Source organism: Spirosoma flavum (assembly GCF_042686045.1).
Classification (GTDB): Bacteria; Bacteroidota; Bacteroidia; order Cytophagales; family Spirosomataceae; genus Spirosoma; species Spirosoma flavum.
The window spans coordinates 71,188-86,405 of record NZ_JBHUOM010000001.1; the positions used below are offsets into that span (position 1 = coordinate 71,188).

The 15,218-nt window shown below is 46.7% G+C and carries 11 protein-coding genes and 1 tRNA gene; 6 read left to right on the forward strand and 6 right to left on the reverse strand.

What is annotated here, in order from left to right:
• Positions 1–78: 78 nt before the first annotated feature.
• Entirely contained in the window at positions 79–2,007 is a 1,929-nt protein-coding gene (locus ACFS25_RS00290; protein ID WP_381496404.1) for a RecQ family ATP-dependent DNA helicase, read from the reverse strand.
• A gap of 185 nt (positions 2,008–2,192) precedes the next feature.
• On the opposite strand from ACFS25_RS00290, the gene msrB reads away from it, so the two are divergent.
• Together msrB and ACFS25_RS00300 are read left to right on the forward strand one after the other, a co-directional pair.
• Entirely contained in the window at positions 2,193–2,600 is a 408-nt protein-coding gene (gene msrB / locus ACFS25_RS00295; protein WP_381496405.1) for a peptide-methionine (R)-S-oxide reductase MsrB, read from the forward strand.
• A 169-nt stretch (positions 2,601–2,769) separates the two neighbouring features.
• Positions 2,770–5,409 (forward strand): T9SS type A sorting domain-containing protein, encoded by a 2,640-nt coding sequence (locus tag ACFS25_RS00300; protein ID WP_381496406.1) that lies wholly within the window; start codon positions 2,770–2,772, stop codon positions 5,407–5,409.
• Positions 5,410–5,520: 111 nt separating this feature from the next.
• On the opposite strand, the gene ACFS25_RS00305 is transcribed toward ACFS25_RS00300, so the two are convergent.
• The 4 genes from ACFS25_RS00305 to ACFS25_RS00320 form a co-directional block, all read right to left on the reverse strand.
• Positions 5,521–6,423 (reverse strand): DUF4249 domain-containing protein, encoded by a 903-nt coding sequence (locus tag ACFS25_RS00305; RefSeq protein WP_381496407.1) that lies wholly within the window; start codon positions 6,421–6,423, stop codon positions 5,521–5,523.
• A 66-nt stretch (positions 6,424–6,489) separates the two neighbouring features.
• The gene (locus ACFS25_RS00310; protein ID WP_381496408.1) at positions 6,490–8,928 is read right to left on the reverse strand and encodes a TonB-dependent receptor; all 2,439 of its coding nucleotides are present in this window, start codon (positions 8,926–8,928) and stop codon (positions 6,490–6,492) included.
• A gap of 188 nt (positions 8,929–9,116) precedes the next feature.
• Positions 9,117–9,998: a PPK2 family polyphosphate kinase gene (locus tag ACFS25_RS00315; protein ID WP_381496409.1), complete on the reverse strand. Its 882-nt coding sequence runs from the start codon at positions 9,996–9,998 to the stop codon at positions 9,117–9,119.
• A gap of 94 nt (positions 9,999–10,092) precedes the next feature.
• Positions 10,093–10,974: a PPK2 family polyphosphate kinase gene (locus tag ACFS25_RS00320; RefSeq protein WP_381496410.1), complete on the reverse strand. Its 882-nt coding sequence runs from the start codon at positions 10,972–10,974 to the stop codon at positions 10,093–10,095.
• 183 nt (positions 10,975–11,157) lie between these two features.
• Here ACFS25_RS00320 and msrA point away from each other — a divergent pair, with 183 nt between their 5' ends.
• Complete coding sequence (gene msrA, locus ACFS25_RS00325; RefSeq protein ID WP_381497394.1) at positions 11,158–11,745, forward strand: peptide-methionine (S)-S-oxide reductase MsrA; 588 nt, start codon at positions 11,158–11,160, stop codon at positions 11,743–11,745.
• A 312-nt stretch (positions 11,746–12,057) separates the two neighbouring features.
• On the opposite strand, the gene ACFS25_RS00330 is transcribed toward msrA, so the two are convergent.
• A tRNA-Phe gene (locus tag ACFS25_RS00330) sits at positions 12,058–12,133 on the reverse strand.
• Positions 12,134–12,260: 127 nt separating this feature from the next.
• On the opposite strand from ACFS25_RS00330, the gene ACFS25_RS00335 reads away from it, so the two are divergent.
• The 3 genes from ACFS25_RS00335 (at position 12,261) to ACFS25_RS00345 (ending at position 15,107) form a co-directional block, all read left to right on the forward strand.
• The gene (locus ACFS25_RS00335; RefSeq protein ID WP_381496411.1) at positions 12,261–13,637 is read left to right on the forward strand and encodes a 4Fe-4S dicluster domain-containing protein; all 1,377 of its coding nucleotides are present in this window, start codon (positions 12,261–12,263) and stop codon (positions 13,635–13,637) included.
• 108 nt (positions 13,638–13,745) lie between these two features.
• The gene (locus ACFS25_RS00340) at positions 13,746–14,549 is read left to right on the forward strand and encodes a (Fe-S)-binding protein (protein ID WP_381496412.1); all 804 of its coding nucleotides are present in this window, start codon (positions 13,746–13,748) and stop codon (positions 14,547–14,549) included.
• Positions 14,550–14,609: 60 nt separating this feature from the next.
• Positions 14,610–15,107: a hypothetical protein gene (locus ACFS25_RS00345; RefSeq protein WP_381496413.1), complete on the forward strand. Its 498-nt coding sequence runs from the start codon at positions 14,610–14,612 to the stop codon at positions 15,105–15,107.
• The last annotated feature ends 111 nt before the right edge of the window (positions 15,108–15,218 follow it).

Genomic DNA, 15,218 nt, shown 5'->3' on the forward strand with positions numbered 1-15,218 from the left:
GGACGAATAGCCCGGTTATGGTATCAATGACAGGTTTAGGGACAGATAGACAAGTCGTGGGAACAATAGGAACGTTCTCTAGCCCAGATTTAAAGTCAAATTCCCGCTCTTATTATACCGGATTTCCTCTTCGGCCAGCATTTGCCTCAGCGTTTGCGCGAGCGTGTCGGCATCAGTTTGGGCAAAATGATACGAGAGTTGTTTTGGCGATACACCAGGCCCGTTTGCCAGAGCAACATACTGGCGCACCTGTTCCCGCACGGCTGATGATATGGTCTCCGTTTTTTTCTTCTTTTTGATGCAGTTGTCACAAATGCCGCAAGCTTCACCGGGTTTCTCCCCAAAATAGGCTTGTATCAGTCGGGTCCGGCATTGGGTCGGGTGTTCGGTGTAAAGGATAGCCGACTGCACTTTGCGCATTGCCAGTTCTTTGCGTCGGGTCAATTCCTGTACGTTAACGGGTAGCGAAGGAGCGTCTAATCGGGGCGTCAGAAATGTTAGCTGTGGTTTGTCCTTTTGCTTCTCGTAGACAACTACATTGCGCTCGTTTAACTGCTCAAGCAGCGTCTCAATTTCGGGTTGATTCAATGAAAATGCCCGTGCCAACGTTGATTCTGAGATAGTAATGAAGTCAGTAAATAATTCACCCCCATATATCCGCAGCAGCAATTTCAGAAATGAATCGAAGCGCGGGTTCATAACCTGAAATTCGTACAACTGCCTATTGTCCAGTACGACAGCCAGTCGGGAGGGATGATAATAGTTTTCGTTCAGTTGAATAAAACCCTCTAACTGGAGTTGTTTCAAGGCGTAATGCGTTTCTTGTGGCGGCAGCTTAAATGTGTTGGCAAACACGCTCAAGTCGAAATCATAACTACTAAACTCGCCACCGCCTACCGGTACCGCCGTATAGTTGGCAATGGCCTGATACACACGGCGCAACATCTCGACGGGTTGGTAAAGCTGCTCGGTTCGGTAACGCAAGTTTTCCAGATCACCGTTTGTGTAAAGCATTACGGCATACGCTTTCTGACCATCACGACCGGCCCGGCCTGCTTCCTGATAATAGGCTTCGAGCGAGTCGGGCACGTCTAAATGAACCACTGCCCGTACATCGGGCTTGTCGATACCCATGCCAAAAGCATTCGTAGCCACGATTAACCGCGTCTGGTTTTGTATCCAGGCATCCTGTTTGTCCCCCCGCTGTTGAGTAGTGAGGCCCGCGTGGTAGAAATCAGCCGAAATTCCCTGTCGTGTAAGCCACTGCGCTATATTTTGTGTCTGCTTACGGCTACGAACGTACACAACGGCAGACCCCGGCACATTTTGCAGTATACGCAACAGTCGAGCTTCTTTGTTTTCTTCAAGAACTGCCGAATATGATAAGTTTGGGCGGGCAAACGTTTGCCTGAATATTTGAGGAGGTGCACCATTGTGACTTCGTAAGGCCAGTTTTTCCAGAATGTCGGTCTGTACGTCGGGCGTGGCCGAAGCCGTCAGGGCAATAATTGGGGTGTCGGGAATGAGTTCTCGGAACTCAGCGATTTGCAGATAAGGTGGCCGAAAATCGTACCCCCAGGCCGAGATGCAGTGGGCTTCATCAACGGCCAACAGGCAGACGGTCATGTGTTTAACCCGCTCAATGACGATTTCGGTACGTAGTCGTTCGGGAGAGACGTAGAGAAATTTGGTATTACCGTAAATGCAATTGTCAAGTGTGGTATCAATCTCACGGTAGTGCATGCCAGAATAAATAGCCGCTGCCGGAATGCCTCGTTTGCGCAACTGTTCAACCTGATCTTTCATTAAAGCAATGAGGGGCGTTACCACAATGCAAACGCCTTTCATCGCTAGTGTCGGTACCTGAAAGCAAATAGATTTGCCTCCACCAGTCGGCATTAGTACAAGTGTATCCTGCCGGTTCAGCACAGCATCAACCACGTCTTCCTGCATGGGCCGGAAGTCGGAGTAACCCCAAAACTGCTGTAAAATCTGCCGGTTGGTCAATATTTTGTGGGTTGATAGGTTAGCGCCGGGTAACTACGGACAATAAATAGTCTGCCGACCCGACACAAACGCTGGTTGCTGTTGCAAATTTACGGCTTGAAAAGACAAAACGGAGGAATAAGGGTTTTACGTTTCTATAGAATACATAATCACTAACTAAAAATAGCCGCATTAGCGGGTGCAATATGATTCAGAAAGTCATTAAATCTGACGAAGAATGGCAGAAGCAATTAACGCCGGAACAATATCGGGTGGCTCGTGGCAAAGGTACCGAACGAGCGTTTGCCGGTGAATACTGCGAGGCCCACGATCCCGGACTTTATGCCTGTGTATGCTGCGGCACCGAATTGTTCGAGTCAGAAACCAAGTTTGAATCGGGAACCGGCTGGCCAAGTTTTACCGAACCCATTGAGGAAGATCGCATCAGGCTCGAAAAGGATTACAGTTATGGTATGTCTCGAGTTGAAGTGCTCTGTAACGTATGTGATGCTCATCTCGGGCACGTATTTAATGATGGTCCCGCTCCTGGCGGACTTCGTTACTGTTTAAATTCCGTATCGCTGGTACTGAAGCGAACCGTAGATTCTCAATAAAGCACAACATTGTTATACAATAGCCAACTTTTCAACTGGATAGTTTCCCATATTGCGGGCCGTTTTGCTACTAAACGGCCCCTTTTTTTGCGTTGTCAATGGCCATTTAGTGTGGAAATTCGCATCTTTAACGAACCGCATTTGCCAGATCGATTAGCTATACGTCAATATGAATTACTGGAATACGGCTCGATTAATTCTCCTAATCGGACTACTGGGAGCGAATCTGGTGCTGGCTCAAAAAAGTAGTTTACCCCTGCCAAACGGACAGTTGACTAAACCGGTAAGCCGATCAACAGCTGGCTATAAAATCAGTTACTATTCAACGGAACAGGATGCGTCAACGCGAATACCCCCGCCCGATAATTTTCTGAAAGGCAGCAGTATAAATGCTCGCCTAATGGCTCCTACAGCCCACTTTATTGTTACCTATACAAACTTCACCGCCGAAGCGCAACGCGCTTTTCAGTATGCCGTTGACATCTGGTCAACGCTTATTGTGTCGTCGGTGCCTATCCGTATTCAGGCGAACTGGGTATCGCAGGAACCTAATTTGCTGGGATCGGCAGGCCCGGCCTCTTATCGATATAATTTTGATGGAGGGCAGAAAGCAATGGCGTTTTATCCGGTTGCGCTTGCCGAAAAAATTGCCCGACGCGAACTGAATAACCCAACTGATGCAGACATTATTGCCGATTTTAACCGCAATAATGATTGGTATTACGGCACCGATGGAAAAACACCCGCTGGCCAAACCGATTTTGTAACAGCGGTCTTGCATGAGTTAGCACATGGTCTGGGATTTATCGGCTTTTTCAACGTCGAAACGGGCAAAGGCGATCAGGGCAACGGACAATATATAGCTGACTTGCCATCCGTGTATGACGTTTTCATTGAAAATGGCCTGAAACAGCGGTTAGTCACCTCCCAAACGGATTACCCGAATAATTCAATTCCGTTGAATCGTCAATTAACGGGGGGAGATCTATTTTTGAATGGCGCAGTTTTACGACAGACAACAGGTCAGAAACTTAAGCTTCAGGCGAAAGCCCAGTTCGACAGGTCGGCAAGTATTTATCATTTAGATGAAGATATGTACCCGCCCGGCAACATTAACTCGCTGATGAGTGCTCAACTGGGTCGGGCCGAATCGATTCACATGCCAGGACCGTTGGTGCTGGCTTTCTTTTCCGATATGGAATGGAAGACGACCTCCGTATTGCATGAACCTATATTAAATTCTGAAGATGTAAAGGACTTCCTGTTTAGCGTTCGGGTCGTAAGCGATACAACACTGACAGCGGGTTCTGTCCGGTTGTTTTATCGAAAAAGCGCACCAACGGCCAAAGATTCGGTATTTACCGCCGTTTCACCCACCCGCGTGGGCACAACCGATGTGTACCAATACACGCTCCCTGCGGCACAGGCTTTGGGCGATACCTGGTATTACTTTCAGGCACAGGATGCATCGGGTCGTACGTTTACTAATCCAGGAAAACTCACGAATGGCGCACAAACCTGGCATCATATACGGGTTGGCCCCGATAACTCGCCCCCTGCTATTCAATATAGCCCATCAAAAAACAATATTTTCTCGACGGCCGTGGCGGATAGCTTACCTATTTATGCCCGCATCTCCGACGACCGAAGTGGAATCAGCACCGCCTACGTCGAGTATCAAATTAATGGAGTAACTCAGCCAAACCGCGCCTTACGCTACAGCCGACAGACCGTCAATAATATCACGTATGATAGTGTCTATGTGAGTCGGATTGACTTCTCGGCCAACTCATTGAAAGCTGGTGATAAGATTATCTACCGAATTGTTGCGCGCGATTCGTCGAGGGCTCAAAACCAGACGGTTAGTCCAACAACTGGATTCTATGAACTTAAGGTTATTGCGACACAAGCCGTCCGTAATCAATATATTAATACGTTTAGCGATGCGACGACGGCCAGCGATTTTGTTGGTTATGGTTTTAGCATCACGACGCCTTCCAGTTTCGGTGATCCGGCCATTCACTCAGAACATCCTTATCGTAACGGAATTGATTTTCAGGGCCAAAGTAGTTATGAATACGTATTGCTGTCACCCATTCGGATAAAGATTAATCCTGATAGTGCGGTTATTCGATTCGACGAAGTTGTGCTGGTAGAACCGGGGGATCCCGGAAGTCATATAGGCGATAAGAATTTCTACGACTACGTTATTGTTGAAGGCTCCGTTGACAATGGCTCTACCTGGAAATCACTTCTAGATGCTTATAGCTCAACAGATAAAAATGACTGGCTAGCGGCTTATAAGAGTAAGGTAGTCACTACTATAACAGGTGAACAAAATTCGATAATGGCGGGTGTTCCCGCCTTGTTTAGGCATCGGAATATACCGCTTTTGAATCAAAAAAGTCTTTTTCGGGCGGGTGACCAAATTCTGATTCGTTTCCGGTTAGTAGCCGATCAACTGGCCCACGGCTGGGGTTGGGCGATTGATAACCTGAGAATTCAGGCTCCGACCCAGCCACTCGTGCTGGCTACAGAACCAATTAATGTCGGGTCATTCTTGGTCTACCCAAACCCAATTAATAATGGCATTGTGCAAATAGAGGCCGAGCTAACTAAATCTATTCCAGAAATTCAATTGAGTGTTGTTGGCCAAACCGGGCAACTACTGAGGCAACAGACGCTAAATGTTAAGGGAAAGAATATGAGCGAACAACTCGATTTAAGTCAATTATCAACGGGCTTTTACTTTCTAAAACTGAGTGTAGGCGATGCCGTATTGACGCAAAAGATTATTGTCACGAAGTAAATGTAAGTTTGGAAGCAGCCTGATTACTATAAGATCAGACTGCTTCCAAACTTACATTGAATAAGGTATCTAGGAAAACGAAAGTTCTTTATGCAGTTTTAGTCTTATTCCTTAATTCTCACTTGCGCGTAAGTTTGGGGGAGCAACGATAGCGCTACGGCTACGAACTGCCGAGGTAATAAAAAAACCAGTTGCTTTTCTGCCGCTCGCACTGGTATTAATAATGTTAGTTGGAAGGTTGACCGAGGGCGTAGCAAAAAGCCCTCCGTTCGTAATTTGCGTCCGTAGCTCCTGCCAAAAATCAAATGCTTCGAGCGTAAGAGACTGGACTTCCACCTTCACAACATCATTCAAGACATATAAACTATCTGGATTGATGGACCGCCGAATAGGGGCAATAAACGTCAAACCATCGGTAACTGTACTGACACCCCGAAACGCGCCATCCTGTGAGGTAATGATGTCACCGGGCTTATTCTGTAACTCGCCGTTTCGGAAGAAACGAATCCGGTAATAATCTACTTCGTTGGGAATGTCAATGGCGTAAAAATCAGCTCTATAGCCTTCTCTCTTCGATAGTGGGTTGAGTTTTCGCTTTACAAAAATGAGCGAATCAACTGGTGGTACACGGTTCATTTTTGAGCTGGCCTGGTAGGTTTCACCCTGATAGGCAATCGTGAGTTGGTATGTCCGCCCGATATGCCCAAGTGTATCCTTACCCGTTGGCTGCCAAACATAATAGCCGTCATTATCGGGGTCTGTAAAAGAGTATGTCTTGCCCGCATTGTCTGAAACAGTAACGGTGGCACTGGTAGCGACAGGTGGCGTGCTACTGTCAAAATAAGCAGCTGTTTGTGTTAGCCGAATCGTTTGTGAACCGGGCTGATCGGTCAACGTCCCGTCTACCGAAAGCTGAATTGGCCCCGTATCGAGTTTAGCATCAATTACAGTTGTGCAACTGTTCAGGCCGAGAACACCAACAAGCAGGAATAAAAGAATAAAGTATCGTTGCATAGTGTAGTGCCGACCCAGAAGGTCGGCTGATATACAGATAAATACGCACCCGGAGGGGCAGTATTACTAAAATTTGAAGTTATACGTCACCGACGGAATCAAGGTGGCAAAAACGGAGTAACGAATGGCTTCGGTCACGCGGGAATTGTCGGCGTTAGGCTGAAAATAGACTGAGAAAGCATTTTTTCGAGCATACACGTTATAGACCGAAAATACCCAGTTGTCTACTTTTTTCTTGCCCGGTCGTTTGCGGCCCTGTAATGTTGCCGCCAGATCGAGCCGGTGATACGCTGGAATGCGGTAGTTGTTACGTGAGTTATCTGTGTTTAGCGGCACTACGTAGCCTGCATACTCAAACCGATTTGTGGGGAAGGTGCCGGGAGTTCCACTGGCGAGTGTGAATGTAGCCGAGAAGTTCCAGCGTTTGGCTTGGGGAGGATCGAACAGGAGTACTGAAGTAAGGGTGTGCCGTTTATCAAAGCGCGTCGGATACCAGTTGCCATTATTGATGCCAGATACCTGCCGCTCGGTTTTGGCTAGTGTATAGCTAATCCACCCATTAACAACACCCGTATTACGTTTTACGAAAAACTCGGCTCCGTAGGCGCGTCCTTTACCGCTTAGCAAATCGCCTTCGAGGTATTTGTTCAGAATCAGGCTGGCCCCGTCAATGTAATCAATCTGATTCTGAAGCCATTTATAGTACACCTCTACCGATGCCTCGAACTCCCGTCCCGTATGGCCAAAGTTTTTAAAATAGCCACCGGCAATCTGGTCGGCAATTTGCGGTTTGACGTTATTGGTCGAAGTTGTCCAGACATCCAAGGGGGTAGATGCGGTCGTATTGGAAATCAGGTGAATGTACTGCGCCAGACGGTTGTAACTGAATTTAAGCGAACTGTTGGTCGTTAGGTCATACTTAGCCGAAAAACGGGGCTCCCAATTGCCATAGGTTTTAATGACATCACCTCCTCGATAGGCTACCGTTGTAATAACCTCGCGCCGTGTTCCAATCGGCACATCTGTCTGGAACGTATAAGCCTCACCCGGCCCAACATAATTAAATAGAGAATAACGCAGGCCGTACTGAAGCTGAAGTTGGGGCGTTACCTGTTGCTCATTACCCACATATAAGGCACTCTCGAGGGCGTGTTTATTAGCCAAGCCAAACGTTCTGACACTGCCCGAACTGGCGGCTGTGGCCATACCCGGCTGGAAGTCATGCACAATAGCTTGCCCGCCAAACGTAATCGTGTTTTTGCCCAAAAACAGCGAAAAGTCAGGTTTTAAGCTGTAATCGACAATACGCGAATCAGTGCGAAAGTAATCGTTCGGTCGTTGCTGTTTCAGGTCAGTATTCAGCGAATAATCGTAGTTGCTATAATAAGCGGTCGTGTTTAAAAACAGACGATCACTAAATACGTGGTTCCACCGAGCCGAAAGGGTTGCGTTGCCCCAGTTGAATCCAAAGTCAGAACCGAACACATCACGGCCAAGATAGCCCGACAGAAACACCGTATTTTTATCGTTGATATGGTAGTTTCCTTTCGCCGTCAGGTCATAGAAATAAAACTTAGCTCCTTTCAGATCTTTGTTCAAAAATGGCTGGGCCAGAACATCGGCGTACGAGCGTCGACCGGCAACGATAAAAGAACCTTTACCTTTAAACAACGGGCGTTCGTACGATAACCGGCTAAAAATAAGCCCAATACCACCGTTTAATTCTGGCTTCTTGGCATTTCCTTCTTTCAATCGAACATCCAGAATAGACGCAATCCGACCGCCGTAATTGGCTGGAATGCCGCCTTTAATAAGCTTAACGTCCTTGACCGCATCGGGATTAAATACCGAAAAGAAGCCAAACAGGTGAGAGGAATTATAAACGGGTGCTTCGTCCAGCAGTACCAGATTCTGGTCAATGCTACCCCCGCGAACGTTGAATCCTGTTGCGCCTTCGCCCACTGTTGACACACCAGGCAGCAGTTGAATACTCCGAATTACATCTACTTCGCCGAGTAGAGCCGGAATCCGTTGCAGCGTTTTTACGTCAATTCGGTTGACGCTCATCTCGATATTTTTAACGTTATCGTCCTCACGTGTCGTCGAAACGACAACTTCCTGAAGCTGCTCTCCTTCCTGACTTAGTTCAAGATCAAGGCGGACATTTCGGTCAGTTAGGGCAACGGTTTTAGTTTGTTTAGCATAACCAACATAACTGATAACGAGATTATAATTGCCCGGCGGCATTGTAATAGCATAGAATCCGTAACTGTTTGTTACCGCCCCGGTACCGGTTTCTTTAATGTATACGGATACCCCAATCATTCCTTCGCCATTGCCCGCATCCTTTATGTAACCGCTGACAGTCAGGCCAGCAACCCGGCTTCCTTTTGCCTGTGCATTACCGATAGTAGTAGCATTAAGCGACCCCTGTGCCTTGCTGACTACTAACGGCATGAAATAAATAAAGAGGCCGCAAAGCCAAAATGGTATTGTTTGTCTCATTGCGTTATTTATAGGCCACTCATCAATGGAACGATGGCTCAGGCTGTTAACGCAAAAGTACGTATTGGTATAGTAAGCTTAAGTTAAAAATAGATGAACCATCAAAATGCGATGCTAAACGGCATGGCCTCCAGAGTGAACTTAAAACAGACAAGTATAAACTACGGGAGGCTCTAGCAAATGGCTTGCTATTTACCGTCCTGTTTCTTGATCTGTCTAATCAATTTCTGGGCTTCTTTCTCGTCTGTTTCTGGAAAATGAGCCGGTAATGATTCCAGTATTTCCGTTAGAATATGCGCAATAATGAGCTGCTGATTCGTGCGGTCGTCGCTAGGAATTACGTACCAGGGATTTTGTTTAGTAGCGGTTGCATTCACCGTATCTTCATAAGCCTGTAAATACTCCGGCCAAAACTCCCGCTCCTCCAAATCGCTTTTACTCAGTTTCCATTGCTTCTCGGTGTCTTCCAGACGGGCAATAAGCCGCTTGCCCTGTTCTTCTTTATTAACGTGCAGATAAAATTTCACGATCGGAAAACCATTGCGAAATAAGTAATCTTCAAAATGGACAATATCGCCAAAGCGTTGATTCCAGAGGGTTTTCTTGTTGGAAGGCAACAAGTTTTTAGGAATGTACTGCTCCTGTAAGCGTTCCGGATGCACGCGTAATACCAGTACTTCTTCGTAATACGAGCGGTTAAATATGCCAATATTGCCACGCTCGGGCAACTCCTGCCAGAAACGCCACAAGAAATCGTGTTTTAAATCTGAATCGTCCGGCTTTTTAAACGGGGCCATTTTAAACCGAGATGGATTGACGCCTTTAAACACACGCCGGATACTGCTGTCTTTCCCCGCTGCATCCATCGCCTGGAACACAACCAGCAACCCATAATGCTCATCGGCATGCATCCGATTTTGCGCCTGATCCATCCGATCAGCCAGTTCATCCAACTGCCGACTTTGATCAGCTTCGCTGGTATAAAAAGGGTCTATCAACGTTGGCGTTTCGCTTGTAGAAAACGGTCGTTTCTCGTCGTAGCGAAAGGCACTTGTATTGAGTTTTTTCATTAAATATACCATAGCTTTTCAGCCATGATTCTATGAATACGTGAGTAATGTTCCGTCGAACAGGTGACCGTTCGACGGAAGAATGCCTGAGTTACTATTGTCCTTTAATAACTGGAATCAGTTTTTGTAAGGCTTTAAATCTCACCTCGTCAGGTTCCGGGTTGGTGATTTGTAGCTTTTTGAGTTCATCAATGATAACCCGACCTACCAGCAAACGCATATTTTTTTTGTCGTCGGCTGGAATCACGTACCAGGGCGCTTTGCCGGTAGCTGTTTCGTTAATGCAGGTTTCGTAAGCATCCTGGTAGTCATCCCAAAACTCCCGTTCTTTTACATCGCCTTCTTCAAACTTCCAATTCTTTTCGGGGTCTTCAATACGGGCAATAAGCCGATCGGCCTGTTCTTTTTTGGAAACATTCAGATAAAACTTAATCGTTGGGAAGCCATTTCGGTGCAGAAAGATCTCCATGTTCCTGATGGCTTCATACCGATGTTTAAATAGCTTATCCAGATCGTCGGTCAGTTTTTCGGGTAGCCGCTGATTTTGTGTCAGAATTTCCGGATGAACTTTCGTCACCAGCACTTCCTCATAATATGACCGGTTGAAAATGCCGATGTTGCCTCGGGCAGGTAATTCGCGCCAGGTGCGCCATAAGAAATCATGGTCCAGCTCTTGGTCAGTTGGGCGTTTGAATGAGTAAACCTGCACCCCGGTTGGATTGGTACCGGTAAAAACATTCTGGATGGTACCGTCTTTTCCAGCCGCATCCAGCGCTTGAAAGATGGTTAGTAAACCGCACCGGTTTTGGGCATACATGAGCTCCTGCCACTTGTCAATCTCAGCGGCCTGTTGCCGGAGCTGGGCTTCGTAATGGGCATTATCTTCGTAGAGATCATCTACTTTAGTCGGTGCTTTTTTTAGTTTCAGAGATTTGTCTCCGTCATAGCGGAAACGGTCAGTATCGAAGTCTTTCACAGGCACGGGGGCGCAAACTTTACGCGAGTCAGTTATGTTATTTAGTTGAGTTTACAACCACAAACCAAACGAATGGTTGCGATTGCACTTCGCAAACAATTTGCCGCCTTGACCGCGTTGCTTGCTTCGGCCTTTGGACTGGTGCGGCCAACACAATTGGTGGCTCAAACAAAATTAATACGTATGATCACAAATCAATCTGCCAATCTAGCCAAAGCAACTTTTGGAACGGGCTGTTTCTGGTGTACAGAAGCCTTATACGAATCGCTGGATGGTGTTATTTCGGCCGTATCAGGCTACGAAGGAGGCCAACGGCCAAATCCAACCTATAGGGACGTATGTACGGGCACAACCGGCCATGCCGAATGTGTCGAGGTAACGTATGACCCGGCAAAAATTACCTATCAGGAATTACTCGAAGCGTTCTTCCGCAGCCACGACCCAACGTCGCTGAACCGCCAGGGAGAAGACGTGGGTACGCAATACCGATCAGTGATTTTTTATCATGATGACGAACAGGAGCAGTTGGCTAAGACGGCTAAAGCTGAACTAGATAAAATTGGTGCTTATGATCGTCCAATTGTGACAGAAATTAGTCCGGCAGAAACCTTCTACGAAGCCGAAGCCTATCACCAAAGCTATTTCGAGAACAATCCTAATCAGGGTTATTGTGCGTTTGTCATTGCCCCTAAACTTGATAAGTTCAGAAAGGTATTTAAAGAAAAGCTAAAGTCTACTCGACCCGAAGAAAGTAAAGTAATTGGTTTATGAAGCATAAAAGCTGAACTTGGGACCAACAACCCAAACCAGCTTTTCTAATGAAGTACTTATCTTAAGAAGCCGCGCTTAGTCTTGACTGGCGCGGCTTTTTGATTGGGTTCGCCACCGGAAGAAAAAACGATTTCATCGGTTCCTCGTTATATTCTATATGCCTATTTATTACTTCATTTGGACAGAAATTTCATGTGGCTTTACTTACCATTATCAGTTTCAGCAGGAAAATCAGTGTCCCAATTGTCGTAGTGGTATGGCTATAAAACAAAAGGCAGCTACAACATTAAGTTGCAACTGCCTGTTTCCGGGTGGTGGTGATGGACGGAATCGAACCGCCGACACAAGGATTTTCAGTCCTTTGCTCTACCAACTGAGCTACATCACCCTGAAACGTGGGTGCAAAAGTACACATTGATTGCCTTTCTGCAACATATTTGTAAGATATTTTCGAGTAGCGTACAATTATCCGTACTAGTCTGCTGATTATCAGAGTAAACCTGTCCCTTAAACGAATGGATATTTTTCAACAAGTTTTGTTTGTCGCGGCCTTAGCAGCGGTAACCTGGTTCATAACTCAACGTGTCCAGCTCATTTCACGCGCCATAAACCTCGGTCGGCCAGAGAATCGGTTCGATCATGCCGACGAACGACTGAAGACGATGCTGTTAGTTGCATTTGGTCAAAAGAAGATGTTTACTAACGTATTGGTTGGGGTAATGCACTTCATAATTTATGCCGGTTTCCTGATTATCAATATCGAAATTCTTGAGATTATTCTGGATGGCATTTTGGGTACGCATCGTCTGTTTGCGCCATACATTACACCCATTTATCCGATATTGATTGATGTGTTTGAAGTACTGGCCTTTGGGGTACTGGCCGTCTGCGTAGTATTTCTGTGCCGTCGGTTTGTGGCGAAAGTGAGTCGTTTTCAGCAGGAACGACACCGCGAAATGACCCGCTGGCCCCGCACTGATGCAGCCATTATTTTGGTCGCCGAAATATTACTTATGATTGCCTTTCTAACCTGGAACGCATCGGACAGCGTTCTGCGCGATCGTGGCGTTGGGCATTATGGTGAATTAAAAGGCGTTATCCCTGACTTCCTGCTTAGTCAATTCCTGAAGCCGTTCTTTACTAATTTCAGCGACACGGCTTTGGTTGTCTACGAGCGAACAGCCTGGTGGCTGCATATTCTGGGCATTCTGGCGTTTGCCGTTTATGTGACCTACTCGAAGCATCTGCACATTGCGCTGGGGTTCCCAAATGTCTATTTCTCGGACCTGCAACCGAAAGGCGAAATGCAGAATATGCCCGAAATCACGAAAGAAGTGCAACTCGCACTTGGTTTACCTGTGACAACTCAAGCCGATGGTTCGCAGGATAACGACAACGGTGAGCAAGTGGCTGAAGTAGGTCGGTTTGGGGCTAAAGACGTGCAGGATTTGAAATGGATAAACCTGATGAACGCCTACAGTTGCACCGAGTGCGGGCGCTGTACATCCGCCTGTCCTGCCAATATTACCGGCAAAAAGCTATCGCCACGCAAAATTATGATGGATACCCGCGACCGGCTCGAAGAAATTCAGCGGGGCTGGAAAGCTAACGGGAATGATTACCGTGACGAAAAGTCACTGTTGAATGACTACATTACACCAGAAGAAATTAACGCCTGTACAACCTGTCAGGCTTGTGTAAATGCTTGCCCGATTAACATTAATCCACTGGACATTATTTTACAGTTACGCCGGTATCGGGTTATGGAAGAGTCAGAAGCACCAGCCTCCTGGAATGCCATGTTTAGTAATATCGAAAATAACATGGCCCCCTGGAAGTTCTCGCCAAGTGACCGATTCAACTGGGCTGAACAGGTAAATGAAGTCAAGTAAGGTTGTGCCGGGCTCCTGGTGCGGTTTATCGTTAGTTGATACACGACGAGTACAGACATCAACTAACCACGTCCGACAAACTACGAATGAAGACTACAAACTAAAATCATGACGCAAGACGTAAAAACATATACGGTGCCGACAATGGCCGACATGGCTGCCTCGGGCGAAGAACCAGAAATTTTATTTTGGGTAGGTTGTGCCGGCTCGTTCGATGATCGCTACAAACGGGTAACCATTGCCTTCGTTCGTATTCTGAACCATGTGGGCATCAAATTCGCCGTACTCGGGCCAGAAGAAGCCTGCACCGGTGACCCGGCCCGTCGGGCAGGAAACGAATTTTTGTTTCAGATGCAGGCAATGGCTAATATTCAGGTGCTGAATGGCTACAACGTTAAGAAAATTGTGACGGCTTGCCCACATTGCTTCAATACGCTTAAAAACGAATATCCTGAATTGGGTGGCAACTACGAAGTGATTCATCACTCGCAGTTTTTGCAGGGACTTATTAATGAAGGCCGTGTTCGGGTCAAAGATGGGCAGTCGTTTAAAGGGCGTCGGATAACGTTTCATGATTCCTGCTATTTAGGTCGTGCGAATAAAGTATATGAGGCTCCGCGCGATGTGTTGGCTGCCTTGGATGCCGACTTGGTCGAAATGAAGCGGGTACGAGCCAATGGCTTGTGTTGTGGGGCGGGTGGCGGTCAGTATTTTAAAGAACCAGAGCCAGGAAAGAAAGACGTAAACGTCGAACGGGTAGAGGAGGCACTTAGTACAGGGGCCGATACCATTGCTGTAGCGTGTCCATTTTGTATGACGATGATGTCTGACGGCGTCAAAAACAAGAATAAAGAAGATTCTGTTCGTGTCTATGACATCTCGGAACTCATTGCCCAGGGGCAGGGTCTTTAACTGAATGATGAATTATTTTTAAACAAGATCAGTCATCATTTATCACTCATTATTAGCTCTATGTATATTGACTTTGACAAATTGCCCGACACCGCCCGCGTATGGGTGTATCAGGCAGACCGCCCGTTTACAGACGGCGAGGTAAAAATAATTGAGGAAGCTTTGCAACCAGCCTTAAGCCAGTGGGCAGCACATGGTCAGCCGTTGTTGGCATCAGCACAGGTGATAAAAAATCGCTTTGTGATTATTGGCGTGGATGAGGGATACAATTTGCCAAGCGGTTGTTCGATTGATGCATCCGTGCGGACGTTGCAGGAAATTGGTCGGGAAGTGTCGGCCGATTTCTTTAACCGTTCGGCAGCCATACAAGTAGCCGATGGTTCTGTGCAGACGCTTGCTCTGCCTGCCATTAAGAAAGCCGTAACGGATGGCCTACTGACACCCGACACCACCGTGTTTAATACATTAGTGAAAACGAAAGCGGATTTTTTGTCAGACTGGCGTATTCGGGCTGCCGACTCGTGGCTAAAGCGCTATTTTAGATCTATAGCAGCTTAAATAACCTGTCAAATAAGATAAGCCAGTTGATAGATGCAAAATTCGGCTATCTATTAGCTGGCTTTAACATTAGCAAATAATGAAACGTTCACTGACAAATAGTCATATTTG